At 71.6% G+C, this 25529-nt stretch carries 24 protein-coding genes and 5 tRNA genes; 20 read left to right on the top strand and 9 right to left on the bottom strand.

Going from position 1 to position 25529, the window contains the following annotated elements:
- Positions 1 to 336 precede the first annotated feature (336 nt).
- From OHA05_RS06160 to OHA05_RS06120, 9 genes are all read left to right on the top strand, one after another.
- On the top strand, positions 337 to 1377 hold the full coding sequence (locus OHA05_RS06160) for a methionine ABC transporter ATP-binding protein (protein WP_313947408.1): 1041 nt from the start codon (positions 337 to 339) through the stop codon (positions 1375 to 1377).
- Entirely contained in the window at positions 1374 to 2105 is a 732-nt protein-coding gene (locus tag OHA05_RS06155; RefSeq protein ID WP_313947409.1) for a methionine ABC transporter permease, read from the top strand. The genes OHA05_RS06160 and OHA05_RS06155 overlap by 4 nt, the downstream gene beginning before the upstream one ends.
- Positions 2106 to 2156: 51 nt before the next feature.
- Positions 2157 to 2984 carry a MetQ/NlpA family ABC transporter substrate-binding protein gene (locus OHA05_RS06150; protein ID WP_313947410.1) on the top strand — a complete coding sequence of 276 codons (828 nt, stop codon included), beginning with the start codon at positions 2157 to 2159 and terminating at the stop codon, positions 2982 to 2984.
- Between the two features lie 49 nt (positions 2985 to 3033).
- A complete protein-coding gene (locus tag OHA05_RS06145) occupies positions 3034 to 3861 on the top strand; it encodes a MetQ/NlpA family ABC transporter substrate-binding protein (protein ID WP_313947411.1) in 828 nt (275 codons plus the stop codon).
- 257 nt (positions 3862 to 4118) lie between these two features.
- A complete protein-coding gene (locus OHA05_RS06140) occupies positions 4119 to 4754 on the top strand; it encodes a GNAT family N-acetyltransferase (protein WP_313947412.1) in 636 nt (211 codons plus the stop codon).
- Between the two features lie 121 nt (positions 4755 to 4875).
- Entirely contained in the window at positions 4876 to 6114 is a 1239-nt protein-coding gene (gene cbiE / locus OHA05_RS06135) for a precorrin-6y C5,15-methyltransferase (decarboxylating) subunit CbiE (protein ID WP_313947413.1), read from the top strand.
- A gap of 330 nt (positions 6115 to 6444) precedes the next feature.
- Positions 6445 to 10008, top strand: coding sequence for a nicotinate-nucleotide--dimethylbenzimidazole phosphoribosyltransferase (gene cobT, locus OHA05_RS06130; RefSeq protein ID WP_328860015.1), 3564 nt, complete (start codon positions 6445 to 6447; stop codon positions 10006 to 10008).
- A 1083-nt stretch (positions 10009 to 11091) separates the two neighbouring features.
- Positions 11092 to 12348, top strand: coding sequence for a uroporphyrinogen-III C-methyltransferase (gene cobA / locus OHA05_RS06125; RefSeq protein WP_313947415.1), 1257 nt, complete (start codon positions 11092 to 11094; stop codon positions 12346 to 12348).
- A 53-nt stretch (positions 12349 to 12401) separates the two neighbouring features.
- Positions 12402 to 13220 (top strand): TrmH family RNA methyltransferase, encoded by an 819-nt coding sequence (locus tag OHA05_RS06120; protein ID WP_313947416.1) that lies wholly within the window; start codon positions 12402 to 12404, stop codon positions 13218 to 13220.
- A 19-nt stretch (positions 13221 to 13239) separates the two neighbouring features.
- Here OHA05_RS06120 and OHA05_RS06115 read toward each other — a convergent pair whose 3' ends face one another.
- A complete protein-coding gene (locus tag OHA05_RS06115) occupies positions 13240 to 14433 on the bottom strand; it encodes a serine/threonine-protein kinase (protein ID WP_313947417.1) in 1194 nt (397 codons plus the stop codon).
- A gap of 286 nt (positions 14434 to 14719) precedes the next feature.
- Here OHA05_RS06115 and OHA05_RS06110 point away from each other — a divergent pair, with 286 nt between their 5' ends.
- The 6 genes from OHA05_RS06110 (at position 14720) to OHA05_RS38215 (ending at position 19319) form a co-directional block, all read left to right on the top strand.
- Positions 14720 to 14977 (top strand): hypothetical protein, encoded by a 258-nt coding sequence (locus OHA05_RS06110; RefSeq protein ID WP_313947418.1) that lies wholly within the window; start codon positions 14720 to 14722, stop codon positions 14975 to 14977.
- Positions 14978 to 15164: 187 nt separating this feature from the next.
- The gene (locus OHA05_RS06105; protein ID WP_313947419.1) at positions 15165 to 15371 is read left to right on the top strand and encodes a hypothetical protein; all 207 of its coding nucleotides are present in this window, start codon (positions 15165 to 15167) and stop codon (positions 15369 to 15371) included.
- Between the two features lie 830 nt (positions 15372 to 16201).
- Positions 16202 to 17248, top strand: coding sequence for a phosphotransferase family protein (locus OHA05_RS06100; protein WP_328860014.1), 1047 nt, complete (start codon positions 16202 to 16204; stop codon positions 17246 to 17248).
- Positions 17249 to 17316: 68 nt separating this feature from the next.
- The gene (locus tag OHA05_RS06095) at positions 17317 to 17613 is read left to right on the top strand and encodes a TFIIB-type zinc ribbon-containing protein (RefSeq protein WP_313947421.1); all 297 of its coding nucleotides are present in this window, start codon (positions 17317 to 17319) and stop codon (positions 17611 to 17613) included.
- A gap of 256 nt (positions 17614 to 17869) precedes the next feature.
- Entirely contained in the window at positions 17870 to 19222 is a 1353-nt protein-coding gene (locus OHA05_RS06090) for an L-lactate MFS transporter (protein WP_313947422.1), read from the top strand.
- Positions 19203 to 19319: an MFS transporter small subunit gene (locus tag OHA05_RS38215; RefSeq protein WP_413777795.1), complete on the top strand. Its 117-nt coding sequence runs from the start codon at positions 19203 to 19205 to the stop codon at positions 19317 to 19319. Before OHA05_RS06090 ends, OHA05_RS38215 begins: the two co-directional genes overlap by 20 nt.
- A 61-nt stretch (positions 19320 to 19380) precedes the next feature.
- On the opposite strand, the gene OHA05_RS06085 is transcribed toward OHA05_RS38215, so the two are convergent.
- The 5 genes from OHA05_RS06085 to OHA05_RS06065 all read right to left on the bottom strand — a co-directional run bounded on the left by OHA05_RS06085 (position 19381) and on the right by OHA05_RS06065 (position 19849).
- Positions 19381 to 19455 (bottom strand) — tRNA-Val (locus tag OHA05_RS06085).
- 24 nt (positions 19456 to 19479) lie between these two features.
- Positions 19480 to 19551, bottom strand: a tRNA-Val gene (locus tag OHA05_RS06080).
- A gap of 41 nt (positions 19552 to 19592) precedes the next feature.
- A tRNA-Val gene (locus OHA05_RS06075) sits at positions 19593 to 19664 on the bottom strand.
- A 1-nt stretch (position 19665) separates the two neighbouring features.
- Positions 19666 to 19739: transfer RNA gene (locus tag OHA05_RS06070), tRNA-Cys, on the bottom strand.
- Between the two features lie 37 nt (positions 19740 to 19776).
- Positions 19777 to 19849: transfer RNA gene (locus tag OHA05_RS06065), tRNA-Gly, on the bottom strand.
- A 142-nt stretch (positions 19850 to 19991) separates the two neighbouring features.
- On the opposite strand from OHA05_RS06065, the gene OHA05_RS06060 reads away from it, so the two are divergent.
- From OHA05_RS06060 to OHA05_RS06050, 3 genes are read left to right on the top strand one after another with little or no spacing between them, the layout of a single operon-like run.
- A complete protein-coding gene (locus tag OHA05_RS06060; RefSeq protein ID WP_328860013.1) occupies positions 19992 to 21050 on the top strand; it encodes a chorismate-binding protein in 1059 nt (352 codons plus the stop codon).
- The gene (locus OHA05_RS06055) at positions 21047 to 21877 is read left to right on the top strand and encodes an aminotransferase class IV (protein WP_328860012.1); all 831 of its coding nucleotides are present in this window, start codon (positions 21047 to 21049) and stop codon (positions 21875 to 21877) included. The genes OHA05_RS06060 and OHA05_RS06055 overlap by 4 nt, the downstream gene beginning before the upstream one ends.
- 42 nt (positions 21878 to 21919) lie before the next feature.
- Positions 21920 to 22759, top strand: coding sequence for a GNAT family N-acetyltransferase (locus OHA05_RS06050; RefSeq protein WP_328860011.1), 840 nt, complete (start codon positions 21920 to 21922; stop codon positions 22757 to 22759).
- 16 nt (positions 22760 to 22775) lie between these two features.
- Here the strand turns inward: OHA05_RS06050 and OHA05_RS06045 are convergent, their stop codons facing one another.
- Positions 22776 to 23303, bottom strand: coding sequence for a DsbA family protein (locus OHA05_RS06045; RefSeq protein WP_328860010.1), 528 nt, complete (start codon positions 23301 to 23303; stop codon positions 22776 to 22778).
- A 168-nt stretch (positions 23304 to 23471) separates the two neighbouring features.
- Here OHA05_RS06045 and OHA05_RS06040 point away from each other — a divergent pair, with 168 nt between their 5' ends.
- Both OHA05_RS06040 and OHA05_RS06035 read left to right on the top strand, forming a co-directional pair.
- A complete protein-coding gene (locus OHA05_RS06040; RefSeq protein WP_313947427.1) occupies positions 23472 to 23924 on the top strand; it encodes a hypothetical protein in 453 nt (150 codons plus the stop codon).
- A gap of 169 nt (positions 23925 to 24093) precedes the next feature.
- Positions 24094 to 24246: a hypothetical protein gene (locus OHA05_RS06035; protein WP_313947428.1), complete on the top strand. Its 153-nt coding sequence runs from the start codon at positions 24094 to 24096 to the stop codon at positions 24244 to 24246.
- Between the two features lie 56 nt (positions 24247 to 24302).
- Here OHA05_RS06035 and OHA05_RS06030 read toward each other — a convergent pair whose 3' ends face one another.
- Both OHA05_RS06030 and OHA05_RS06025 read right to left on the bottom strand, forming a co-directional pair.
- Positions 24303 to 24860, bottom strand: coding sequence for a CGNR zinc finger domain-containing protein (locus OHA05_RS06030; protein ID WP_328860009.1), 558 nt, complete (start codon positions 24858 to 24860; stop codon positions 24303 to 24305).
- Positions 24861 to 25051: 191 nt separating this feature from the next.
- Complete coding sequence (locus OHA05_RS06025) at positions 25052 to 25465, bottom strand: SsgA family sporulation/cell division regulator (RefSeq protein WP_003959770.1); 414 nt, start codon at positions 25463 to 25465, stop codon at positions 25052 to 25054.
- Positions 25466 to 25529 lie beyond the last annotated feature (64 nt).

Below are 25529 nucleotides of genomic sequence, written 5' to 3'. Positions count from 1 at the left end.
GGCTGTCCGCTATTCGGACGGCTGTGATCGTCCGGTGTGACGGTCTGGTTTACTTGCCGCCATGACCACGACGAGCAGCCGCACCCTTGCGACCGAGGCGATCACGACGCCCGGTGCTCGTTGTATGTGTCGAATGTGCGCCTTCTGAGGGCCCCTGCCGTTGTTTCGCGCCCCGAAGTGAGACCGCAGACACCGCGTCCATAGCCATGGACCACGCCTGCCCCCGCGCACTTTTCCCGTTCCGTGCTCCGGAACGAATCCGTGCCGCTTTCCGAATGTGAATGCCCCGTGCCCGGCGACACCCCTGCCGTGCACTCGACAGTGACGGATATCCCTGTGATCACCACTACGGGCCTGACCAAGGTCTACCGCTCGCGAGGACGCGAGGTCACCGCCCTGGACGGCGTCGATCTCCACGTCGAGGAGGGCGAGGTGTACGGCGTCATCGGCCAGAGCGGCGCCGGCAAGTCCTCGCTCATCCGCTGCGTGAACCTCCTGGAACGTCCCACCGCCGGCACCGTGACCGTGGCCGGTAAGGACCTCACCGCTCTCGCCGGCCGCGGACCGCGGGCGGGCAAGCAGCTGCGCGAAGCCCGCAGCCGTATCGGCATGGTCTTCCAGCACTTCAACCTGCTGTCCTCGCGCACCGTGCAGGACAACGTGGAACTGCCGCTGGAGATCCTCGGCATCTCCGGCCGGGAACGCTCCCGCAAGGCGCTCGAACTCCTCGACCTCGTCGGCCTCGCCGACAAGGCCAAGGCCTACCCGAGCCAGCTCTCGGGCGGCCAGAAGCAGCGGGTCGGCATCGCCCGGGCCCTCGCCGGCGACCCCAAGGTGCTGCTCTCCGACGAGGCCACCAGCGCGCTCGACCCGGAGACCACCCGCTCCATCCTCCATCTGCTGCGCGACCTCAACCGCCAGCTGGGACTGACGGTCCTGCTCATCACGCACGAGATGGACGTCGTCAAGACGGTCTGCGACTCCGCGGCCCTGATGGAACAGGGCCGCATCATCGAGTCCGGCACCGTCAGCGAGCTGCTCGCCACCCCGGGCTCCGAGCTGGCCGCCGCGCTCTTCCCGGTCAGCGGCGACGCCTCGGGCCTCGACCGCACGGTCGTCGACGTCACCTTCCACGGTGAGGCCGCCACCCGTCCGGTGATCTCGCAGCTCTCCCGTACGTACAACATCGACATCTCGATCCTCGGCGCCGCGATGGACACGGTCGCTGGCCGGCAGGTCGGCCGGATGCGGATCGAGCTGCCCGGCCGGTTCGAGGAGAACGTCGTACCGATCGGATTCCTGCGCGAGCAGGGACTCCAGGTCGAGGTGGCCGACGAGGCCGTTACGGGCGAGCTTGTGAAGGACGGTGCCAAGTGACCTGGTCGGAGATGCAGCCCCTGCTGGAGCAGGCCTGTTGGGACACCCTCTACATGGTGGGCTGGTCCACCCTCATCGCCGTCGTCGGCGGACTGCCGCTCGGTGTCGTCCTCGTCCTCACGGACCGCGGCGGCCTGCTCAGCAGCTCCCTGCTGAACAAGGTGATCGGCCAGATCGTGAACGTCACGCGCTCGATGCCGTTCATCATCCTCATGGTCGCGCTGATGCCCTTCACCAAGGCGCTGACCGGCACCACCATCGGCCGGGAGGGCGCCATCGTGCCCCTGGCGATCGGTGCCATCCCGTTCTTCGCCCGGCTCGTGGAGACCGCCGTCCGCGAGGTCGACGGAGGACTGGTCGAGGCCGTGCAGTCGATGGGCGGCAGCACCTGGACGGTCGTCCGCAAGGTGCTGGTGCCCGAGTCGCTGCCGTCGCTGATCTCCAGCGCCACCACGACGATCGTCGCGCTCATCGGCTACTCGGCGATGGCCGGAACGGTCGGCGCGGGCGGACTCGGCGACATCGCCATCCGCTACGGCTACCAGCGCTTCGAGACCGAACTGATGTGGATCACGGTGGCCATCCTCGCCGTCGTCATCTCCCTCATCCAGTTCGCCGGCGACTACGCGGCCCGCGGTCTGCACCAGCGCGGACGCGGCAGCTCGGCGCCCCGGCTGCGGATCCTCAAGCCCGCCACCGCGACCGCGGAACCCACCAAGACTTCCTGACCCCCCATGACCCCACCAGGGTCGTACCACCCATGGAGAAAGGCACTTTTCGTGCGTAACACCGCCAAGATCACCACCGCCGTCCTGGCCGCCGGAGCCCTCACCCTCGGGCTCTCCGGCTGCGGCTCCGACTCCGGTTCCTCCGCCGACGCCGACGCTCCGCTCGTCGTCGCCGCGAGCTCCGTCCCGCACGCCGAGATCCTGAACTACGTCAAGGACAACCTCGCGGCGAAGGACGGCCTCAAGCTGGAGGTCAAGGAGTTCACCGACTACGTGACGCCGAACACGGCCACCGAGAGCGGTGAGGTGGGTGCCAACTACTTCCAGCACAAGCCGTACCTCGACGACTTCAACAAGAAGAACGGCACGCACATCGTGCCCGTCGCCACGGTGCACCTGGAGCCCCTCGGCCTGTACTCCAACAAGGTCAAGAAGATCGCCGACCTGAAGAACGGCGCCACGGTCGCGCTGCCGAACGACACCACCAACGAGGCGCGCGCCCTCAAGCTGCTCGCCCTCAACGGCGTCATCAAGCTCAAGGCCGGCGCGGGCAACGACGCGACGCCCAAGGACATCGCCGAGAACCCCAAGAAGATCCAGTTCAAGGAGATCGAGGCCGCCCAGGTGCCGCGCTCGCTCGACGACGTCGACGCCGCCGTGATCAACGGCAACTACGCCGTGGAGTCCAAGCTCAGCCCCAAGGACGACTCCCTCGTCCTCGAGTCCGCCAAGGGCAATCCGTACGGCAACTTCCTCGCGGTCAAGAAGGGCAACGAGAAGGACCCGCGCGTGGTGAAGCTCGCCAAGCTGCTGAAGTCGCCCGAGGTGAAGAAGTTCATCGAGGACACGTACGAGGGCTCCGTGGTCCCGGCCGTCTGACCGGCCCGGACGACCACCACAGCCCGTACGACACGACAGGGAGCACACCATGCGCAAGCGGGCCATCGCGGCCGTCGCCGCGACCGGGGCACTCGCCCTGGCGCTGACGGCGTGCGGTTCGGGACCGGGCAAGGGCGGCGGTGACGCGAAGACCCTCGTCGTCGGCGCCACCGCCGTGCCGGCCGGTGAGGTACTCGACTTCATCGCCAAGGACCTCGCCGAGAAGGAGGGCCTGGACCTCCAGGTCAAGGAGTTCACGGACTACGTCCTGCCCAACACCGCACTCGCGGAAGGGCAGCTGGACGCGAACCTGTACCAGAACGCCCCGTTCCTGGAGAACTTCAACACGACGAAGGGCACCGACCTCGTCCCCGTCACCGAGGCCTATCTGCCTCCGATGGGGGTGTACGCCGAGAAGCTCGACGACATCGCCGAGCTGCCCGCGGGTGCGACCGTCGCCGTGCCGAACGAGACCACCAACGAGGGCCGGGCGCTCCTGCTGCTGGCCTCCCAGGGGGTCATCACGCTCAAGGAGGGGGCCGGCGTCACCGCCGACCCCGCGGACATCACGTCCAATCCGAAGAAGCTGAAGTTCAAGGAACTGGAGCCGGCGCAGCTGCCGCGTGTCCTCGGTGACGTGGACGCGGCGGTGATCAACAGCAACTACGCGCTCGACGCGGGGCTCGACCCCAAGAAGGACGCCGTGCTGCTGGAGAGCGCCGAGGGCAACGAGTACGCCAACGTCCTCGCCGTGAAGAAGGGCGACGAGGACGATCCGCGGGTGAAGAAGCTCGTCACGCTGCTGCACTCGCCCGAGGTGAAGAAGTTCATCCAGGACACCTACAAGGGCTCCGTCCTGCCGGCCGCCGCGGGCTAGACCCCGGGCCGTGCACGCGAGCCCGGCAAGAACCGATCGAGAGGCCCTGGGCCCCCGGCTCGGGCCCGCGAGCCCGGCACGATCCGGAAGCCGGGCTTCGGGCCGTCGCGGTCCCGCGGGCTCCGCACTTCCCTCACGGGGGTGCGGGGCCCGTCGGCATTCCCGCCCCCTGCTCAAGTCCGGGACCCTGTGGTGCAGTTCCGGCGCGTCATGCTGCATGCTGGGCTTTTCAGCAGGCCCCTGGTTACGGAGCGCGCATGACTACCACCTTCCCGGACGTGTCCATCAGCACGGAGCGGTTGGTGCTGCGCCCCTTCGAAGAGGCCGACATCCCGGCGCTCACCGAGATGATGAACGACGAGATGGTCACGGCCTGGACGTCCGTGCCCCAGCCGTACACCACGACGGACGCCGAGCGCTGGGTGCGCAGGATCGCTCCTTCTGAACGTACACAAGGCCGCGGGATCGCCCTGGCCGTCACCGAATTCCTCACTCAGCGGCTCGTCGGCATGGTGCACCTGCGGAACACCGACTGGCGCACACTCGCCACCGAGGTCGCCTATGTCACCGCCCCCTGGGCGCGCGGCGAGGGATACGCCACCGAATCCGTCCTGGCCATGGCCCAGTGGCTGTTCCGTGTACAGCGCTTCGAACGCATGGAACTGCGCACCCCCGCCGACAACACCGCCTCCCAGCAGGTCGCCCAGAAGATCGGCTGCATCAGCGAGGGTGTCCTGCGGAACGCCTGGATAGCGCGGACACAGACGGCCGACGGCGGCTGGGCCGACATCCGCACCGACCTGATCGTCTGGAGCCTGCTGTCCGAGGACCTCGAAGGCGTCACGGACCAGCTGGCGGACTCCGGCTACGCATCGTTCACCGACTGGAACTGACCGCCGACTGGAACTGCCCGGGCCCCGGCTGATTCAGTGAGTGCGTACCCCAGGTAGCCTCGGCGTGCCCGTACGGGCACGCCCTGCACCACCTGCGACACCACCAGGGAGACTGACGACGATGGCCGACCGCGTCACGGTGATCGGCTGGGACGGTTCGCCCCTCACCGCCGCGGCCAGGTCCGCCCTCTCCGCCGCCACGCTGGTGGCCGGGGCGGCCCACCATCTCGCGCTCCCGGAGGTGCCACGGGACGCCGAGCGCATCCGGCTCGGCAGTGTCGACCTCGCCGCCAGGCGGATCGCGGTCCACCGTGGCAGCGCCGTCGTCCTCGCCGACGGCGACCCGGGCTTCTTCGGCGTCGTCCGCACCCTGCGGGCCCCCGAGCACGGCCTGGAGGTCGAGGTCGTGCCCGGCGTCTCCTCCGTCGCCACCGCCTTCGCCCGCGCGGGGATGCCCTGGGACGACGCCCAGGTGGTCGTCGCCCACAGCCGTACCCTGCGACGCGCCGTCAACGTCTGCCGCGCACACACCAAGGTCGCCGTCCTCACCTCCCCGGGCGCGGGCCCCGCCGAGCTCGCCCTCCTGCTGGAAGGCGTCCACCGCACCTTCGTCATCTGCGAGGAGCTGGGCACCGACCGCGAGCAGGTCACCGTCCTCACCTCCGACAAGGCCGCCGACCACGTGTGGCGCGACCCCAACGTCGTGATCGTCATCGGCGGCACGGGCAGCACCACCGTCCAGGGCAGCGGCTGGATCGCGGGCCGCGAGCCCGGCTATCCGTCCGGGACGCGCGGCTGGGCGCTGCCCACCGAGTCCTACGCGCAGGACGGCGACGAGCGGGAGAGCGGAGGCGAGGGGGAGTCGGAGCAGCTGCGCGCCGCCCAACTGGCCCGCCTCGGGCCCCGTGTCGGCGACCTCGTCTGGGACATCGGCTGCGGCAGCGGCGCCCTCGCCGCCGAGGCGGCCCGCTTCGGTGCCGCGGTGATCGCCGTCGACGCCGACGCGCGCAACTGCGCCCGTACCGACGCTGCCGCACGCGGCGCCGGCGTCCAGATGCAGATCGTGAACGCCCAGGCACCCCATGTGCTGGAGCGGCTGCCCGAACCCGATGTCGTACGGATCGGGGGCGGCGGGGTCCCCGTCGTCACCGCCTGCGCCGACCGGCGGCCGGAACGCATCGTCACCCACGCGTCGACCCGCGACGAGGCCGAGGCGATCGGCGAGGCACTCGCCGCCGGCGGATACATCGTCGAATGCGCGCTCCTCCAGAGCGTCGAACTGGACCCCGAGGGCTGGGCGGAGCGCGAACGGTCCGTCGTCTTCCTGCTCTCCGGACGGCAGCCCGACCGCGCCCACTGACCCGCCGCCGAGGGCCGCGGGGTAGGCTGGCCGATCGTTGTACCGCGCCCGGACGTTCGTCGCTTCGTTCGTCAATGTCCGGAAAATGGGGTCGCTTTGGCTCCGGTATGTGGTACGTCGGAACCGGGGGACGCGCAACGTGGCGCAGCCCACAGCGGACCGTGCCGGATCTCCGTGCCATGGCCGCGAACGGCCGCGAGAATGCTGTGAGTCCGTGGGGCATCGTGCCGCGCGGCGCACCCGCTCGTTCTTGTTGACGGGCGTCAGGTGCGCGGCGCCGGGCGCCCCGGGCGACGGGGAAGGATCACAAGCGATGGGCGAGGGGTATGCATGACTGACACCGGCCAGATCCCGGGCGAGGGAATGCCCGAGAACGCGGGCGTGGTGGAGCAGCCGGGCATCCCCGGTGCGTACACCTTCCAGGACCCGTCCGAGACCCATTCCGAAGAGGACGATCTGCTGCTCATGCCGGGGGCGCAGGGCGCGTGGAGCGACCCGCAGTCCGTGCCGGCCGCACCGACGCACCACGGCGCGACGGGCCATGCGCCGGCGCCGGTGGCCGAGCAGTTCGCCGCCCCCGCGCACCGGATGACCCAGGCGCCGTTGGCCGAGCACTACGCCTCCGACCAGCCGATGGCCGAGTACGGCAGCGCCCCGCAGGCGGGAGGCGCCTTCGCCGCTCCGACGGATCTGGGCAGCCCGGGCTTCGACGCCCCGGCGGATCCGGGAACCCCCGGCTTCTCCGGCGCTCCCGACCACGCGGTGACGGGCATACAGCCCGCCGCCGGTCCGGGGCAGGGTCTCGGCCCGGTGGCCTCGGCGCAGCAGTCCGCCCTCGCCGAGAACTTCCAGGCGGCGTTCGGGGGCGAGCCGGCTGCGGGCCTGTACGAGGCCGCGGAGAACGGGCAGGCGAACGCACACGACAGCACGCGTGGGGCGGCTTCCCACGAGGCCGCTGCCCACGAGGCCGCTTCCCAGACGGCGGTTCACGAAGCCGCGGCGCGTGCTGCCGTCGAGCACGAAACCGGTGCGCACGAGGCCGGAGGCCGTCACTCGGGCTCCGTCGACCTCCGAGGCGTCCGCATCCCGCCGTCGTCCGCGACCCCGACGCCTCCGCCGGCGCGGCGTCCGTTGCACATGGGCCCGCCGATGCCCGACACCTCCGGCGGTGTCGTCCGCTCCCTGGCCGACCGCGGTCCCGCGGGCATGCCTCCGCACCCCCTGACCGTGCAGAACAATCCCGGACCGGCCACCACGGGCCCGGAGTACCTGGACATTCCGCGGGACGAGAACGGCGCCCCGCTGCCGGGTCCGCAGCTGGGGGAGATCCCGCCGCAGGCGGGGGCGCCCTGGAACCCGCAGCCGCAGGTTCCCCAGCCCCAGGCCCCGCAGCTCCGGACCCCGGATCCGGTACCAGCAGAAACGGTCGTCCCGGAGCCCTCGCCTGTCACAGCGGACGCCTCTGTCACACCGGTCGCGACGGAAGCGCCGGTGGCGGAGATGCCGGTGGCGGAAGCGCCGGTGACGGAAATGCCGGTGACGGAAATGCCGGTGGCGGAAGCGCCGGTGGCGGAAACGCCGGTACCGGAGCAGGAGGCGGAGCAGCAGCCCGAAGCGCTGCCCGAGCCCGCGCCGGAGCAGTCGTCCGAGGGACACTTCGTGCCGGTCGAGGGCTCGCTGCCCGACGATCAGCACCTGGCGCCCACGCCGGTCGCCGTCGTCCCGGAACAGGCGGCCGAGCCGGAGCCGGTCGCGACACCGGAGGTCGTGGTGGAGGAGCCTGTCTCCGCGTCGCCGGAGGCCCTCCATGAGGCGCCTGAGGCCGAGGTGGGGACCGTGTCCGTACCCGCGCAGGCGGAACCGGTCGACGAGGTTCCGTCCGCCGAGCCCGTGGCGGCGATCGAGCACCCGGCGGAGCCCGAAGCAGAGGTGGAGGCCGACGCCGGGGTCATGGTGCCCGCGCCGCGCGAGGCCTCGGAGCACGTCGTCGTCCAGCACGCGGAAGAGGTGACCGACGCCGCGCCGGAGCCCGAGCCCCTGCCGGAGCCGGACGCCGAGGCCGTACAGGAGTCCCAGCCCATGTCCGTCCAGGACCCCGCGGCCGAGCCCGTACCGGAGGAGACCCTTCCGGTCGCCGGGCCCGAACCGGTCGCCGCCGACAACGGGCCCGCGCCCGGATACGACGACGCCGAGCGCGAGGCCGTACTGCGCGTGATGCGCGAGCGCCGGGACATCCGCAACGGCTTCCGTTCCGACCCCATCCCGCACGAGGTGCTGCTGCGCGTCCTGGAGGCCGCGCACACCGCGCCCAGCGTGGGTCACTCGCAGCCGTGGGACTTCGTCGTCATCCGTTCCGCCGAGACCCGGCGTTCGATGCACGAACTCGCCCAGCGCCAGCGTGAGGCGTACGCCAAGTCGCTGCCGAAGGGCCGGGCCAAGCAGTTCAAGGAACTGAAGATCGAGGCGATCCTCGACACCCCGGTCAACATCGTCGTCACCGCCGACCCGACGCGCGGGGGACGCCACACGCTCGGCCGTCACACGCAGCCGCAGATGGCGCCGTATTCCTCGGCCCTCGCGGTCGAGAACCTCTGGCTCGCGGCCCGCGCGGAAGGGCTCGGTGTCGGCTGGGTCAGCTTCTTCGACGAGCGTGAGATGGTGCGCGCGCTCGGACTGCCCGAACACCTCGAAGTCGTGGCGTACCTGTGCGTCGGTTACGTCGACGAGTTCCCGGAGGAGCCCGAGCTGATGCAGGCGGGCTGGTCCAAGCGCCGGCCGCTGTCGTGGGTCGTCCACGAGGAGACGTACGGCCGCCGCGCCCTGCCCGGCGAGGACCCGCACGATCTGCTCCAGGAGACCGTCACCAACATCCGCCCGCTGGACGCCAAGGCGCTCGGCGAGGCGTGGGAGCGCCAGAAGCGGATGACGAAGCCGGCAGGTGCGCTCGGCATGCTGGAGATCATCTCCGCGCAGCTGAGCGGACTCTCCCGGATGTGCCCGCCGCCGATCCCCGAGCCCGCGGCCGTCGCGATCTTCGCCGGAGACCATGGGGTGCACGCGCAGGGGGTCACGGCCTGGCCCCAGGAGGTGACCGGCCAGATGGTCGCGAACTTCCTCGGCGGGGGAGCGGTCTGCAACGCCTTCGCCAACCAGGTCGGCGCCGAGGTCTGCGTCGTGGACGTCGGAGTCGCCTCCGACCTGCCCGCGACGCCCGGACTGCTGCCGCGCAAGGTGCGCGCCGGCACGGCGGACTTCACCACCGGCCCTGCGCTGACCCGTGAGGAAGTCCTCGCGGCGGTCGAGGTCGGCATCGAGACGGCGCGGGACCTGGTCGCGGCGGGCAACAAGGCGCTGCTCACCGGCGAGATGGGCATCGCCAACACGACGGTGTCGGCGGCGCTGATCTCCGTCTACACCGGCATCGACCCGGGCGAGATCACGGGCCGCGGCACGGGCATCAACGACGAGATGCACGCGCGCAAGGTCGACGTCGTCCGCCGCGCGCTGGACCTCCACGCGCCGGACCCCGCGGACCCGATCGGCGTCCTGTCCGCGGTCGGCGGCCTGGAGCACGCGGCTCTGGTCGGCTTCATCCTGGGTGGCGCGTCACTGCGTACGCCGGTGGTGCTGGACGGCGTCTCGGCGGGAGCGGCGGCCCTGGTCGCCCGCGCCGTCGCACCCGAGGCACTGGCGGCCTGCATCGCGGGCCACCGCAGCGCGGAACCGGGCCACGTGGCAGCCCTCAACAAGCTGGGCCTGCGCCCCCTGGTCGACCTGGACCTCCGCCTCGGCGAGGGCACGGGCGCACTGCTGGCACTGCCGGTGGTGCAGAGCGCGGCAAGGGCGATGCACGAGGTGGCGACGTTCGACTCGGCGGGCGTGACGGAGAAGTAGCGAAAGCGGGCGGGCCCGGGCCGGGCCCTTGGGCTTGGCCGGTCCCGCCTGCTGGGGCGACGGGGCGGCAGAGGGCGGATGCCGGCCGCCCCGCGGGCCCGGAACGGACCCGCAGGGCGGCGCGTGCCTGCGGGGCCGGTTGTCTGCCGCCTGGGCCGGACCTGTCTGCCGGCGCGGGTGTCGCACGCGTCCCGGTCTGTCTGCGCCCGTGCTCAGGGCCGGTCCCGCCTGCGGGCGCGACGAACGGCAGAGGACGGCTGCCGGCCGCCTTGCGAGCCGGAACCGGACCCGCGTGCCGATGCGAGCGGTGGGCGTCGGCCCGGGGGCGCGCGCCTGCGGGGCTGGTTGTCTGTCGTCCCGTCGCAAGGGAACTCGCGGTCCCGGTCTGTCGGCGCTCGTGCTCAGGGTTGGCCCCGCATGCCGATGCGCGCCTGCGGGGGCCGGTTGTCTGCCGCCCGGGCCGGACCTGTCTGCCGGCGGGGGTGTCGCACGCGTCCCGGTCTGTCTGCGCCCGTGCTCAGGGCCGGTCCCGCCTGTGGGCGCGACGACAGCGGCGCTGCCCGGATCGCCGCGCGGCGATCCGCCGGCTGCCTGCCGGCTCCGGGCGGGCCGGTTGTCAGCCACCCCGGGCTGGTTGGCCGCCGAGAAATGGGTCAGTGCCTCTCACCTCGTCCGCGATGTCGGTGGGTCGGGGTGCTCGCCGCGCTCGCGGAAGCGGGGTGCCAGGGCGTCGGCGGCGGCTCACCGTGCCCGGTGTCCCGGACCGCCCGCCGGCCGCGCGAGGCCGCTCTCACCCCGCGGGCGCAGCTACGGACGTGCGGCGGGCTGCTCGCCACCTCCGCCAGCCCGGCCCCGCGCTCGCGCGAAGCCGGCACCGCCTGCCGGCGCGACGACGCCCGCGCCATGGCGCGGCAACCACTTGCCGCACCGCCCGCCCGCAACCCGGGTCTCGGCCGACGTCACAACCCAGCCGCGCCGCCCGCCCGGGCACCCTCTCGCCGCCCCCCGATATCGTGGCCCCACCAGCCGCTTCATCGTCGCAGCGGACCGCACCTCCGTACGGTACGAGGAGTCCCCACCGCCATGGCCGAGCAAGCGCACGCGCCCGAGCACCCCGCCTACCCCGTCGGGCTCCGCCTCTCGGGGCGACGCGTCGTCGTCGTCGGTGGCGGGCAGGTCGCCCAGCGCCGGCTCCCCGCGCTGATCGCCGCCGGTGCCGACATCCTGCTCGTCTCGCCCTCCGCGACGCCCTCCGTCGAGGCCATGGCCGCGTCCGGCGAGATCCGCTGGGAGCAGCGCCGGTACGCCGACGGGGATCTCTCCGACGCCTGGTACGTCCTCATCGCGACCGCCGACGCCGAGGCCAACGCACAGGCCTCCGCCGAGGCCGAGCGCACCCGCACCTGGTGCGTGCGGTCCGACGACGCCGGTGCCGCGACCGCCTGGACCCCCGCGACCGGACGGTCGGAGGGTGTGACGGTCGCCGTCCTCACCGGCCGTGACCCGCGCCGCTCCGCCGCCGTACGCGACGCCATCGTCGAAGGACTGCGCGACGGCACCCTCGCCGCCCCGCACCACCGCACCAGGACCCCGGGCGTCGCTCTCGTCGGCGGCGGTCCGGGCGACCCGGACCTCATCACCGTCCGCGGCCGCCGGCTCCTCGCCGAGGCCGATGTCGTCATCGCCGACCGTCTCGGCCCCCGCGACCTTCTCGACGAACTGCCGCCGCACGTCGAGGTGATCGACGCCGCGAAGATCCCCTACGGCCGCTACATGGCCCAGGAGGCCATCAACAACGCCCTGATCGAGCACGCCAAGGCGGGCAAGGCCGTCGTACGGCTCAAGGGCGGCGACCCCTTCGTGTTCGGCCGCGGCATGGAGGAGGCCGAGGCGCTCGCCCAGGCCGGTATCCCGTGCACCGTCGTCCCCGGGATCTCCAGCTCCATCAGCGTGCCCGGAGCCGTCGGCATCCCGGTCACCCACCGCGGTGTGGCCCATGAGTTCACCGTCGTCAGCGGCCATGTCGCCCCGGACGACGACCGTTCGCTGGTCGACTGGCCGGCACTCGCCAGGCTGCGCGGCACCCTCGTCGTCCTGATGGGCGTCGACAAGATCGGCGCGATCGCCCAGACGCTGACGGCCAACGGCCGTGACCCGCACACTCCCGTCGCCCTGATCCAGGAGGGCACGACGGCCGCCGAACGCCGTGTCGACGCGACCCTCGCCACCGTCGCGGAGACGGTCGTGGCCGAGGACGTACGCCCGCCGGCCGTCATCGTCATCGGCGAGGTCGTCACCGTCGGCCCGCGGAACCCCCAGCACCCGCGTAACCCCCAGTAACCGACTCCTGCCCAGGCGTTGGCACCACCACCAGGAGAAGGCAGTATCACCCTGTGGCCGATCTCATCACTGTCGAGGACCCCGACGACCCGCGTCTGCGCGACTACACGGGGCTGACCGACGTCGAGCTGCGACGCAAGCGCGAGCCCGCCGAAGGCCTGTTCATCGCCGAGGGCGAGAAGGTGATCAGACGGGCCAAGGACGCCGGATACGAGATGCGGTCCATGCTGCTGTCCGCCAAGTGGGTCGACGTCATGCGCGATGTCATCGACGAACTCCCGGCACCCGTCTACGCGGTCAGCCCCGAGCTCGCCGAACGCGTCACCGGCTACCACGTGCACCGCGGCGCTCTCGCGTCCATGCAGCGCAAGCCCCTCCCGACGGCCGACGAACTGCTCCGGACCACCCGCAGGGTCGTGGTGATGGAGTCCGTCAACGACCACACCAACATCGGCGCGATCTTCCGCAGCGCCGCCGCCCTCGGGATGGACGCGGTCCTGCTCTCCCCGGACTGCGCGGACCCGCTCTACCGCCGGTCCGTGAAGGTCTCCATGGGTGCGGTCTTCTCGGTCCCGTACGCCCGTCTCGACGCCTGGCCCAAGGGACTTGACGCCGTACGGGAGGCGGGCTTCAAGCTCCTCGCCCTCACCCCCGACGAGAAGGCCGCGACGATCGACGAGGCCGCACCGCACCGGCTGGAACGGGTGGCGCTGATGCTCGGGGCCGAGGGCGACGGCCTGTCCACCCAGGCGCTGGTCGCCGCGGACGAGTGGGTGCGCATCCCGATGGCCCATGGCGTCGACTCGCTGAACGTCGGCGCGGCCGCAGCGGTGGCGTTCTACGCGGTGGCGACGGGCCGCCCGGGAGCCTGAACCACCCCCGGGGCCCGGGTCACAACTGCTGGGCGGCGGCGATGCCCAGCGCGACGATCAGCGTCACGACGAAGAAGACGATGATCCGCTGCCGCAGCAGCCTCGGGTTTGCCGGCCGCCGCCCCCCCGACGTCGTCCGCCCTCCGGGCCGGGTGCCCTGCCGTCCCTGGGGGCGGGAGTTGCGTGGCTGCTGCGGGCGCGAACCCCCGGTGCGCGACGGCTGCGGCCGCGACCCCGAACCCCCCGTACGCCGCTCCGGCCGCTCACCGCGCTCCGGCCGTTCCGGACGCTCCATGCGCTCCGTACGCTCCAGGCGTTCCGGGTAGCGGGACGTCGGCCGGTCCGCCTCGATGCGTTCGCGCTGGGCCGGCGGCCGCGCCTCCGGCAGCCCCTGGGCCTCCCGCGCCGCGATCTCCTTGAGCCGCATCGAGAGCTGCAGGGTGCTCGGGCGCTCCTCCGGGTCCTTGGCCAGACAGGCGCTCAGCAGCGGGGCGAGCGAGTCGGGTACGCCGTGCAGATGCGGTTCCTCGTGCACGACGCGGTACAGCATCACCTCGGAACCGCCGTGCCCGAAAGGGGAGTCCGCGGTCGCCGCGTACGCGAGGGTCGCCCCCAGCGCGAACACGTCCGTGGCCGGGGTGACCGCCACCCCCCGTACCTGCTCGGGGGCGAGGAAGCCGGGAGAGCCGACCGCCGTACCGACGTGCGTCAGCGTGCTCGCGCCGGTCGCCCAGGCGATGCCGAAGTCGATGATGCGCGGGCCCTTGGGCGACAGCAGGATGTTCGACGGCTTCAGATCCCGGTGCACGACACCGGCTTCGTGCACCGCCACCAGGCCCTCGGCGAGCGCCGCCCCGACCGAGGCGACCTCGGAGGCCGCGAGGATGCCCTCCTCGGCGACCTTGTCGTGCAGCGAGGGGCCGGGAACGTACTGCGTGGCGAACCACGGCCGTTCCGCCTCCAGATCGGCCGCCACCAGCCGCGCCGTACAGCCGCCGCGGATCCGCCGGGCGGCGGACACCTCACGGGCGAACCGCGATCTGAACTCCTGATCCTCCGCCAGATCCGGCCGGATCACCTTCAGCGCGACCCGCTGGCCCCGGCGGTCCGAACCGAGATAGACGACGCCCATCCCGCCCGCGCCGAGCCGCCGGTGAAGCCTGAACGAGCCGACGACACGCGGATCCTCGCGCCGGAGCCGCATCATCGCCATGTCCGTCCCCTACCTACGGTGGGGGAGACCCCACCCCTGCCTGGCGGTGGGAGGAGCCCCACCTCTGCCCAGCGGGCGGGAGGCCCCGCCCCGCTGCCCGGTCGTCCGTCTGACGTGGCACAGCTTACGGATCCCCGCCCCGGTGCGCTCATAGGCCGCGCCCTCGCGGCCCGATCGATTGTCAGTGCCGGGTGGGAAACTTGAAGAGTGGTCAGGGGACGCCGGATCCATGTTGCTTGGCCCGTGCGAGATCTCAACGGTCCGTCGCAGAAGGGGGATTGGATCTATGAAGGGTGACCGCGTGGAGATAGTGGTGGACGCGGGTGACACGACGCGGACGTACGAAGTCGTGGCAAGCCGGGCGGGTCGCCGGGTGGAGACGGCGGTGCGCAGAGGCGTGGTGGAAGTGAGCGAAGTCACCCGCAACGGAACCGTGGTCCGGACGGCCCGCTTCATGGCCACCCGAGTCCTCGCTCTGGTGGAGCAGCCGGTCCCCCGGGAGGACGCCTCGGAGGGTCCCCTCCGGGAAGACCCCAAGGCCTAGAGCGGCATCTCCACCCTGGGGAGTACGCCGGGGGGTGACGGCTCATCCTCCGGGAGGCCCGGCAATCGGTACGCGGGCATGACGCCCGGGGCCTGCGAGATCCCTAATGTTGTTGTCAAGCGGCGGGTGCAGCACTCGTCCCCCGAGGTCAGGCACCCGCCGCTTACAGACGAACAGGAGAGGAACCATGGCGGACACGGCATCGCGGACCATGATCCGCACGCAGGGACGCAGGGCATACGCCGCGTTCGGCGGCCGCGCGTCCGGCCGGCGACACCCCTTGGTGGCGACGGCGATGGTTCTTCCTCTGGCGGCACTGCTGGTGGTCGCCTTCGGCGGCTGGGAAGCAGTGGTCACACAAGCGTCGTCCGTGGGCGTGATGCTGGGGCGCTGACCAGCGCCCCGGACCCGGAAGAGCGGTCCGGGTCGGGGACATCCGGCCAAAACCCCGTGGGGACGGGGGTGCGGCGGACGGCAGCAATGGCCGGTCAGCTGGGGAGCTGACCGGCCATCGCGCATTGTCCGTGCGGGTCTTCTTGTGCGGGTTCTTGTGGTGCGGGGCTTGGTGCGGGTTCTTGTCCGGTGCGGGTTCTTGTGGTGCGCCCCTGTTGTGGTGCGGGTTCTTGTGGTGCGGCTGCGCCGGGTTGGTGGGTGGGTGCGGGGTTCGGGTTCTCCGGAGGGGGGTGTCCGGACTGCTTTCTCACCGCGCTTCGCGCGAGTTGCTGAAGCTTTGACGTCCGGACACCCCCTCCTGCGCCCCCGCCCCCCTCCCGCCGTCCCCGCGACCCTCCGTGAACAGGGGTGCGCTGCGAGCGTGGGTGAGGCGAGGGGCGTACCGCACTGGTGGAGTTCAGGGACGGGGACGTGCAGGGGTCGTGTCCGGGACGTCAAAGCGCCCGCAACTCGCGCGAAGCGCGGTGAGGACCGCAGTCCCGGACATGACCCCGGAACGGCACCGGGACAGCAGCCGCACAACCGGCCGCGCCACAACCACCTGACGGCCGAGCCGCAGGAACCCGAGCCGAACAGGCGCTGAGCCACAAGGGCCCGAGCCGAACAAGGGCTGAGCCACAAGCACCCGGGCCCGAGCCACACGCACCCGCACCGAACAAGGGGCTGAGCCACAAGAACCCCGGCGAACAACACCACGCGGCTCAGCCACCACCGCCCAGACCCCGCAACCGCCCCCGTAGGGTGAACGCCCAGCACACCCCCGGGGGAACCATGTCCGTCGTCAACGAGCTCGCTCGCACCGCCCGCAGCGCCGCCCATCTCCCCGGCGCCCGCCGCCCCTGCCCCGCCTGCCGACGCGACGAGGACGAGTCCGTGCTCGCGGACCGCGACGACGGTGCCGTCGTCCGCCACGGCGAGGCCGTCGCCAAGGCTCACGCCCCCGGTACGGACCCGAACGGCCACCGCGCCCGCCTCGCCGTGGCGTCGGATCCCCTCCTCGCGGGGATCCTCCTGCCGCCCCTCCCGCTGGACGCACCGGACGTGCACGGCAGACCGGTCACTGCGTGGCCGTACGGCGCCCCCGTGGACCCGGAGGACCCCGACGCCGCCCCCTGGGAGGAGGCGGCGGTCCTGCTCGCGCGCCTGCACCGGGTGGACGTCGCAGCGCTTCCCGGCCCGCTGCCGCCCATGCGCGGCCCCGCCAAGGTCGCCCGGGCCCTCGCGCGGATGGAGTCGGTGGCGGGGGAGCACCCCGCCGCGGCTGTCGTCCGCCGCGCCTGGGACCGACTGCCGGCCTGGGCCCGCGACGTGACCGCGTCCCCCCGCGAAGAGACCCCGTCCCCCCGCCAAGAGACCGCGTCCCCCCTCGAAGAGACCGCGTCCTCCCGCGAAGACACCGCCACCCCCCGCGACGCGCTCTGTCACGGCGACCTCCACCTCGGCCAGCTCGTCCGCCACCCCGCCCCGTCCGGCCCCTGGCTGCTGATAGACGTCGACGATCTCGGCGTGGGGGACCCCGCGTGGGATCTCGCCCGGCCCGCCGCCTGGTACGCCGCCGGCCTGCTGGCCCCGCAGATCTGGCAGCGCTTCCTCGGCGCGTACATCGCCGAACAGGGACCGGCCGTCCCCGTGGACGGCGACCCGTGGCCTCAACTCGACGTCCCCGCCCGGGCGCTCACCGTCCAGACCGCCGCGCTCTCGCTGGCCAGAGCGATCGCGGAGAAGCGCGAAACGGACGAGGTCGATCAGATGATGATCGATGCGTGTGCTCGAATAGTCGACCTCCCGCCCGAGTTGGAGTTCGAGCCTCCGTCGTAGGCTGAAGTCCTTGTCACCGGGCATGCATCCGGCGACGTCGACCGAACGGCGAGGAGCTGAAGCAGACCATGCAGTGTCCCAAGTGCCATGCAGCGATGCACACGTACAACCGCAACGGCGTCCAGATAGAGCAGTGCAGCGGCTGCCGGGGAATCTTCCTCGACTACGGCGAGCTCGAGTCCCTCACGCGTCTCGAGTCCCAGTGGCAGCAGCAGGCCCCGCCCCCGCAGGGGTACCCGGCGGCCCCGGCCCCGCAGGCGTACCCCGCCCCTCCGGCGCCCGCCTGGGGCGCCCCGCATCACGGCGGGCACCACGGTGGTCATCACCGGCAGAAGGGCTTCGGCCGGATGCTGTTCTCCTCCTGACCGCTTTCGTGCCCGCGGTCGGTCTTCTCCTGCCGACGGGCGCGACGACGGCCGCGGCACCCGCGGGCCCGGGCTCCCCGTCCGGGCCCGCACCACCCGCACCGCCTCCTGCACCGCCCGCACCGCCTCCTGCAGCGCGCGCAGCGCCTCCCGCGCCGCCCGCATCACCGCCCGCACCACGCCCCGCGTATATCGTCGACAAAAAAGGTGCCCTCGGCATCTAGTCATGAGCATGATCGCTCTCTAGGGTGCCGCCATGACCTTCCTCGACAGGTCCCGCACCGTCGCACCCCCCGGCTGGAGCCGCTGGCTCGTTCCCCCCGCCGCTCTCTCGGTCCACCTCTCCATCGGACAGGCCTACGCCTGGAGCGTGTTCAAGCCCGCGCTCGAGTCGTCCCTCGATCTGTCCGGCACCGCCAGCGCCCTCCCCTTCCAACTCGGCATCGTGATGCTCGGCCTCTCCGCGGCCTTCGGCGGCACGCTCGTCGAACGCAACGGCCCGCGCTGGGCCATGTTCGTCTCCCTGATCTGCTTCTCCTCCGGCTTCCTGATCGCCGCCCTCGGCGCCGCGACCCGCCAGTACTGGCTTGTCGTCTTCGGCTACGGCTTCATCGGCGGCATCGGTCTCGGTATCGGCTACATCTCCCCGGTGTCGACGCTCATCAAGTGGTTCCCGGACCGCCCGGGCATGGCCACCGGCATCGCCATCATGGGCTTCGGCGGCGGAGCGCTGATCGCCTCGCCCTGGTCCACGCAGATGCTGGATTCCTTCGGCACGGACAACACCGGCATCGCCTCGGCGTTCCTCGTCCACGGCCTGGCGTACGCGGCGTTCATGTCGCTGGGTGTCATGCTCGTCCGTGTCCCGCCCGACGGATGGAAACCGGAGGGCTGGGAACCCAAGGAGCACTCCGGCACGCTGATCACCACGGCCCATGTGTCGGCTGACAACGCCCTGCGCACACCGCAGTTCTGGTGCCTGTGGGTGGTTCTGTGCATGAACGTCACCGCAGGCATCGGCATCCTGGAGAAGGCCGCGCCGATGATCACGGACTTCTTCGCCGACACCCCGGCCGCCGTGACCGCCTCCGCGGCGGCGGGCTTCGTCGCCTTGCTCTCCCTCGCGAACATGACCGGCCGCATTCTGTGGTCGTCCACCTCGGACCTCATCGGCCGGAAGAACATCTACCGCGTCTACCTCGGCGTCGGCGCGCTGATGTACTTCGCCATCGTGCAGCTCGGCAACGACTCCAAGCCGCTCTTCGTCGTCTGCGCGCTGGTCATCCTGTCGTTCTACGGTGGTGGGTTCGCCACGATCCCCGCGTATCTGAAGGATCTCTTCGGCACCTATCAAGTGGGCGCCATCCATGGCCGGCTGCTCACCGCCTGGTCCACCGCGGGAGTCCTCGGACCGCTGATCGTCAACTGGGTCGCGGACGCACAGGAGTCGGCGGGCCGCACCGGCCCCAGCCTCTACACCGCGTCGCTGTACATCATGATCGGGCTGCTGGCCGTCGGCTTCGTCGCCAACGAGCTCGTACGGCCGGTCGACGCGCGCTTCCACGAGCCGCGGAAGGAAGGGGCGGTCCATGAACAGCAGCAGGCGTAAGGCGCTCGGCGTCGCGGTCTGGCTCTGGGTCGCCGTGCCCTTCGGCTACGGCCTCTACGAGCTGATCCGCAAAGCCACCCAGCTCTTCACGGGGTAGCCGGCGGCCGGACCCGCCGACGACAGAACCCCCGGCCGTCGAGACGGCCGGGGGTTCTGGCTGGTGCGCGATACTGGGATTGAACCAGTGACCTCTTCCGTGTCAGGGAAGCGCTCTCCCGCTGAGCTAATCGCGCGGGACGATCATGCGTGGTACTGCGTGCGCGATACTGGGATTGAACCAGTGACCTCTTCCGTGTCAGGGAAGCGCTCTCCCGCTGAGCTAATCGCGCGGGTCCCATGTCTGAAGACCGGGAAGATCCTTACGGATCAGTGGACGATACTGGGATTGAACCAGTGACCTCTTCCGTGTCAGGGAAGCGCTCTCCCGCTGAGCTAATCGTCCTTGGAGGTGGAGACGGGATTTGAACCCGTGTAGACGGCTTTGCAGGCCGTTGCCTCGCCTCTCGGCCACTCCACCAGGAGTGCAGGGGCTTCGGGAAAGATCCCCCACTTCGAGCGGACGACGAGATTCGAACTCGCGACCCTCACCTTGGCAAGGTGATGCTCTACCAACTGAGCCACGTCCGCTTGTTTCCGGATCACTGACGTGTCCCGGCGACGTGTTGAACTCTAGCGGATTACTGGTCCAGCACAAAAACGCGTTTCCGCAGCGTGCTGACGTGTGTTCGGGCCGCAGCAGCACATCCGCACCGGTCATAGACTCGCAGACGTGCACGACCTCGCTCCTCTGGCCCGCTTCGGGCGACTCATCGCCACGGACCTCCGGGATGTCACCAGCGACCCCGAAGCCCTCGACTCCGCCGGCTTCTGGGCCGTCGTCGCGGACTTCGAGGGCACTCTGACCTGCGCGCGCTTCGGTGACGTACGGACGGAGCCGGTGCCCGCGCCGGTCCCCGGGCAGTGGCGCGGTCCCACCGCGGACGACTGGACCTCGTCGCTGGACCGCGCCGGATACACCGCCGGAGTCCGGCGCATCCGCGAGCACATCGCGGCCGGCGAGGTGTATCAGGCCAATCTCTGCCGGATCCTGTCGGCGCCGCTGCCCGACCCGGCCGCAGCCGATGTCGACGCCCTGACCGCACTCCTCGCGCGGGGCAACCCGGCTCCCTTTGCCGGAACGATTCGGCTGCCCGGCCACGGCGTGGAGATCGCCACCGCGTCGCCCGAGCTCTATCTGCGGCGCGACGGCGCCGTGGTCGAGTCCGGGCCGATCAAGGGCACCGGCCGGACCCCCGAGGACCTGCTGGAGAAGGACCACGCCGAGAACGTCATGATCGTCGACCTCGTGCGCAACGACCTCGGCCGCGTCTGCGCCACCGGCACCGTCTCCGTCCCGGCGCTCTGCGAGATCGAGGCCCACCCGGGGCTGGTGCATCTCGTCTCGACCGTACGCGGCGAGCTCGGGCCGAAGGACGGCTGGCAGGCGTTGCTGGAGGCGACCTTCCCGCCCGGCTCGGTGACCGGAGCCCCCAAGTCCAGTGCGCTGAAGATCATCGACGCGCTGGAGACCGCACCGCGGGGGCCGTACTGCGGAGGGGTCGGCTGGGTCGACGCCGACCGGGGAACCGGTGAGCTGGCAGTCGGCATACGGACGTTCTGGATCGACCGGACCCCGCCCGGCGGCCCGGTCCTGCGGTTCGGCACCGGTGCGGGTATCACCTGGGGTTCCGACCCCGAACGCGAGTGGGACGAGACCGAACTCAAGGCGTCGCGCCTGCTCGCGGTAGCGTCGGGGGCGTACGTGACCGGCGGAAGGACAGTGGGATGAAGCTCTGGCTAGGCGGAGGACTGCGGGACGCCGACGAGGCGCGGGTCTCGGTGTTCGACCACGGTCTCACCGTCGGCGACGGCATCTTCGAGACGGTCAAGGCCGTCCACGGGCAGCCCTTCGCGCTCACGCTCCACCTCGAACGGATGAGCCGCTCCGCCGCCGGTCTCGGTCTTCCCGAGCCGGACCACGACGAGGTGCGCCGAGCCTGCGCCGCCGTGCTGGACGCCAACCCGATGGCGCTCGGCCGGCTGCGCATCACCTACACCGGCGGCGTCTCACCCCTCGGCTCCGACCGTGGCACCGCCGGCCCGACGCTGGTCGTCGCCCTCGGTGAGACCAAGCGCCGCAAGGACACGACGGCCGTGATCACCGTGCCCTGGACGCGCAACGAGCGCGGCGCGCTGACCGGCCTCAAGACCACCTCGTACGCGGAGAACGTCGTCGCGCTCGCCCGCGCGTCCGAGCACGGCGCGTCCGAGGCGCTGTTCGCCAACACGGTCGGACAGCTCTGCGAGGGCACCGGGTCCAACGTCTTCGTCGTCGTCGACGGAGAGCTGCACACCCCGCCCGTGGCCTCCGGCTGTCTGGCGGGCATCACCCGCGCCCTGACGGCCGACTGGACCGGTGCCAAGGAGACGGACCTGCCGTTCGACGTGCTGGAGCGGGCCGAGGAGGTCTTCCTCACGTCCACGCTGCGCGACGTCCAGGCCGTTCACCGGGTCGACGGACGCGAGCTCACGGACGCCCCCGGCCCGGTCACCGCGAAGGCCATGCGGGTGTTCGCGGAGCGTGCGGCGGCCGATCTCGATCCGAAGGCTCCGTAAAACCCCGTGACGGACGGCCGCCGGGCAGGTAGAACACCCCTGATGACCACCACCCTGCGGCCGACCGGGCCGTTGCAGCACGAGGCGGACGGCGCCCAGTCGCGGACCTTCGTGGTCTGCGTCAACAGCCGTCCCGTCGGCTCCGTCGAGATCGCCACCCTGCCCGCGCTCGGGCCGAGGGCGGGAACCGTCCGCTCGCTCGGCATCGACGATGCGGACCGGCGCCGCGGTCGCGGCACGGTTGCCGCGCTCGCCGCCGAGGAAGTCCTGCGGGGCTGGGGCTGCTCGCAGGTGACGGTGTCCGTACCGCCGGAAGCGGTCGAGGCCACCCGGCTGACCGCCGCCCTCGGCTACACCGAGCGCAGCCGCAACATGCTCAAGACCCTCGCCGCCGAGCCGCCCGCGCTTCCCGAGGGCGTCGAGGCACGGCCCATGACCGAGCCGGAGTTCCGTACCTGGTGGGACGTTCAGCACGAGGACTACGTCACCAGCTGGTCGGAGCGCGGCCTGACGGTCGCCGAGGCGCGCGCCAAGGCCGACGCCGACAGGCACAGAAGCCTGCCCGAGGGCCTCGCCACACCGGGTGTGCGCCTGGAGGTCCTCGTCCGGCAGGGCGAGGTCGTCGGCCATCTGTTCGTCGGACGGCGCGAGGTGCGTCCCGGCGAGGAGGGTGCGTACGTGTACGACGTGGCCGTGGCCGAGGCGCACCGCGGTCGGGGCCACGGACGTTCACTCATGCTGCGTGCCGAGCAGGGCGCGCTGGAGTCCGGCACGCGGCTGCTCGGACTGCACGTCTTCGCCGGCAACGCCCCGGCGCTCGGTCTCTACACCTCGCTCGGCTACGAGACGACAGGCGTCAACTTCACCAAGCCGCTGCTGTAGCCGGCCGGGACACTTCCTAGGCGGCGCCCGAGGATTGCTCGGCGAGGAGCCGGTCGACGATCTCCTCGACGCGTGCGCGCAGCCCCTCCTGGCTCTTGCCGCCGTCGAGCCGCTCGCCGCCGACGACATACGTCGGGGTGCCCGTCACACCGATCGCCTTGCCCTCGGCCTGGTCGGCGTCGACGATGAGGATGTGCCGGCCGTCGATGAGCGCGGTGTCGAACTCCTCGGCGTCCAGGCCCAGTTCACGTGCGGTCTCGACGAGGAAGGCCTCACCCTCACGGCCGAGGCGTCCCACGTGGGCGAGTACGGCCTCCGTGTACGGCCAGCCCTGCCCCTGCTCGGCTGCCTCCTCGGCGGCCTGGGCGGCGGCGAAGGCGTACGCGTGCTTCTCCAGGGGGAAGTGCCGCAGCCGCAGTTCCAGCCGGTCGCCGTAGCGCTCGCGCAGGGCCCGCAGATCGTCGAGGGAGCTGCGGCAGTCGGGGCACTGGAGCTCGCACCAGACGTCCAGGACGACGGGGCGGGCGGTGGTGGAGTCGCTCATGGGGTCCAGTCTCCCAGCCCGCCGCGGCACCACCCAACCGGGACCTGGGGAGGAGCCCGTCCCGGAGATCTCCCTGAGGTCGCACCCGACCGTGGCCGCTTTGCCGCCGTGCGGTGCAGGATGGAGGGGGACGTAACCGCCCATGCCCGCCGAAGCCTGGAGGACCGGATGATTGCCGAGACCATTTGCTCCGCGGTGTCCGCGGCGGGCCTGGGCATCGCCGCCATCACGGCGTACCGCAAGCGATTCCTCGCGGCCACCAGGATCGCCGCCTACTCGCTGGTCCCCATCGGCCTGGTGCTGACCGGCGCCGTCGAGTGGGCCGTCGACACCGCCTTCAGCCTCACCGCCTGGATCGGCTTCGGGCTGCTGGGCGCCGCCTGGCTGCTGTTCCTGACGACCCGCGCCGTCGAACGGCGCTCGGGCGGCACCCGTAAGGAGCGCAAGGCGGCCAGGGCCGCGGCCCAGCGCGAGGCCGTCGCACCCGCGGCGTCCGCGCCCTCTCTGGGGCAGGGTGCCACCCCGGCGGCCCGCCCCTCGGCGAAGAAGCCCAAGGAGGCGGCCGGCACCGGCGAGGACTTCAGCGACATCGAGGCGATCCTGAAGAAGCACGGCATCTGAGCACGGCATCTGAACCGGTGCCGCGCGCGGGAACACGGGCGGGCCGGGGACCGGGTCCCGCGGCAACAGGGGATCGGGTCCCCGGGACCACGGGAACGGATGAACTCCCAAAGTCGCGGGGCGTGTTGCTCGATCACGGCGGCCCGTACTGCGTCATCATCACCCCGAGATGGTCGATACCTCCCGGGGCGAGGCCCCCGCACCGCCGCAAGAGCCGCGAGGCTGTCTCTTCGCGCTCTCCCAGCCGCCCCTGATGATCTTTCTGACGGTGATCGGCATCCTGCTGCTCATGGCAGCCGTGCACGATCTGTTCCTCCTGTGAGCGGCCACGGGTGAGAACCATTCCCGTGGCGGGGGTTCCGGCCCGGCGCGCCGGGCTCAGCCCGCGGCTTCCTTGCGGCGGGCGCGGTACGCGGCGACATGCAGACGGTTCCCGCAGGTGCGGCTGTCGCAGTAGCGGCGGGAGCGGTTGCGCGAGAGGTCGACGAAGGCGCGCCCGCAGTCCGGGGCCTCGCAGCGCCGCAGCCGCTCCTGCTCGCCCGCGACCACGATGAAGGCCAGCGCCATCCCGCAGTCGGCGGCGAGGTGGTCGGCGATCGAGGCGCCGGGCGCGAAGTAGTGCACGTGCCAGTCGTAGCCGTCGTGGTCGGTCAGCTGCGGGGTGGTGCCCGCGGCCGCGACGAGCTCGTTGACCATCTCGGCCGCGCTGCGGGCGTCGGTCGCCGCGAAGATCTCCGCGAACCGGCTGCGGACGTCCTGCACGGCCTTGAGGTCCCGGTGGCCGAGCTCACCCACGCCGCTGATGTCGTGACCGCGTGCGAAGTCGTACAGCGCGGCGACGTTCGCGAGCCCGTCCCCCTGCTCGGTCTCCGGTGCGGTGTTCACCAGATCGACGACGGTGTCGAGGGCGATCCTGGTGTCGTGGGGAATCAGCACGATTCGCTCCCTGGCCTGCTGCGGGCGGGTCCCCGCCGAATTGCGCTGACTCTAGCGGTTCGCGCCGGGAGCGCATCGGCGCCGTCACCGCGCTGGAATGCGCGGTGACGGCGCCGATGTCCGCCGTATGAGGTTGTCCGCGCGGCGCCGTCTCCCCGAGTAGGACGGCGCCGTGCAGCTCTCTGCCTGGCTCAGCTTTCGGCCAGGATGTGCGAGAGCTCCGTGTCGAGATCGAAGTGACGATGCTCGGTGCCGGGTGGCACGGCTGCGTCGGTCCGCTTCAGGAACGACTCCAGGGCCCGCGCCGGGGCCTCGAGCAGTGCTTCGCCCTCCGGGGAGCTCAGCGCGATGCAGACGACGCCCTGGCCATGACTGCGTGACGGCCAGACTCTGACGTCGCCCGTGCCGGTGGGCCGGTGCAGCCCCTCGGCGAGAAGGTCGCGGGCAAAGACCCACTCGACCGTCTCTTCGGCTCCGGTGTGGAAGGTGGCGTGCACGGCATAAGGATCGGCCGTGTCATACCGCAGGCCCGCGGGTACAGGCAGTGAAGACTCGCTCGATACAACGAGGCGCAGGTGCAGCTCGCAGCTGACCGTGGTGTTCATAAGCGCCAGGGCCTTTCGCTCAGTGTGCGCTCGGGGATTCGCACGTCGGCGAAATCGACATGCC

The organism is Streptomyces sp. NBC_00306, from assembly GCF_036169555.1.
Classification (GTDB): Bacteria; Actinomycetota; Actinomycetes; order Streptomycetales; family Streptomycetaceae; genus Streptomyces; species Streptomyces achmelvichensis.
Note: the sequence above shows the minus strand (reverse complement) of the source record. Positions and strands in the feature narration are given on the sequence as shown.

What these genes read in the sequence shown, in the direction of transcription:
- OHA05_RS06050 (WP_328860011.1), top strand. Translation starts at nt 21,920, where the DNA reads ATGACCACCACCCTGCGGCCGACCGGGCCGTTGCAGCACGAGGCGGAC.
- OHA05_RS06025 (WP_003959770.1), bottom strand. Translation starts at nt 25,465, where the DNA reads ATGAACACCACGGTCAGCTGCGAGCTGCACCTGCGCCTCGTTGTATCG.
- OHA05_RS06140 (WP_313947412.1), top strand. Translation starts at nt 4,119, where the DNA reads ATGACTACCACCTTCCCGGACGTGTCCATCAGCACGGAGCGGTTGGTG.
- OHA05_RS06045 (WP_328860010.1), bottom strand. Translation starts at nt 23,303, where the DNA reads ATGAGCGACTCCACCACCGCCCGCCCCGTCGTCCTGGACGTCTGGTGC.
- OHA05_RS06055 (WP_328860012.1), top strand. Translation starts at nt 21,047, where the DNA reads ATGAAGCTCTGGCTAGGCGGAGGACTGCGGGACGCCGACGAGGCGCGG.
- OHA05_RS06110 (WP_313947418.1), top strand. Translation starts at nt 14,720, where the DNA reads ATGAAGGGTGACCGCGTGGAGATAGTGGTGGACGCGGGTGACACGACG.
- OHA05_RS06115 (WP_313947417.1), bottom strand. Translation starts at nt 14,433, where the DNA reads ATGGCGATGATGCGGCTCCGGCGCGAGGATCCGCGTGTCGTCGGCTCG.
- OHA05_RS06105 (WP_313947419.1), top strand. Translation starts at nt 15,165, where the DNA reads ATGGCGGACACGGCATCGCGGACCATGATCCGCACGCAGGGACGCAGG.
- OHA05_RS06100 (WP_328860014.1), top strand. Translation starts at nt 16,202, where the DNA reads ATGTCCGTCGTCAACGAGCTCGCTCGCACCGCCCGCAGCGCCGCCCAT.
- cobA (WP_313947415.1), top strand. Translation starts at nt 11,092, where the DNA reads ATGGCCGAGCAAGCGCACGCGCCCGAGCACCCCGCCTACCCCGTCGGG.
- OHA05_RS06040 (WP_313947427.1), top strand. Translation starts at nt 23,472, where the DNA reads ATGATTGCCGAGACCATTTGCTCCGCGGTGTCCGCGGCGGGCCTGGGC.
- OHA05_RS06145 (WP_313947411.1), top strand. Translation starts at nt 3,034, where the DNA reads ATGCGCAAGCGGGCCATCGCGGCCGTCGCCGCGACCGGGGCACTCGCC.
- cbiE (WP_313947413.1), top strand. Translation starts at nt 4,876, where the DNA reads ATGGCCGACCGCGTCACGGTGATCGGCTGGGACGGTTCGCCCCTCACC.
- OHA05_RS38215 (WP_413777795.1), top strand. Translation starts at nt 19,203, where the DNA reads ATGAACAGCAGCAGGCGTAAGGCGCTCGGCGTCGCGGTCTGGCTCTGG.
- OHA05_RS06035 (WP_313947428.1), top strand. Translation starts at nt 24,094, where the DNA reads ATGGTCGATACCTCCCGGGGCGAGGCCCCCGCACCGCCGCAAGAGCCG.
- OHA05_RS06090 (WP_313947422.1), top strand. Translation starts at nt 17,870, where the DNA reads ATGACCTTCCTCGACAGGTCCCGCACCGTCGCACCCCCCGGCTGGAGC.
- cobT (WP_328860015.1), top strand. Translation starts at nt 6,445, where the DNA reads ATGACTGACACCGGCCAGATCCCGGGCGAGGGAATGCCCGAGAACGCG.
- OHA05_RS06095 (WP_313947421.1), top strand. Translation starts at nt 17,317, where the DNA reads ATGCAGTGTCCCAAGTGCCATGCAGCGATGCACACGTACAACCGCAAC.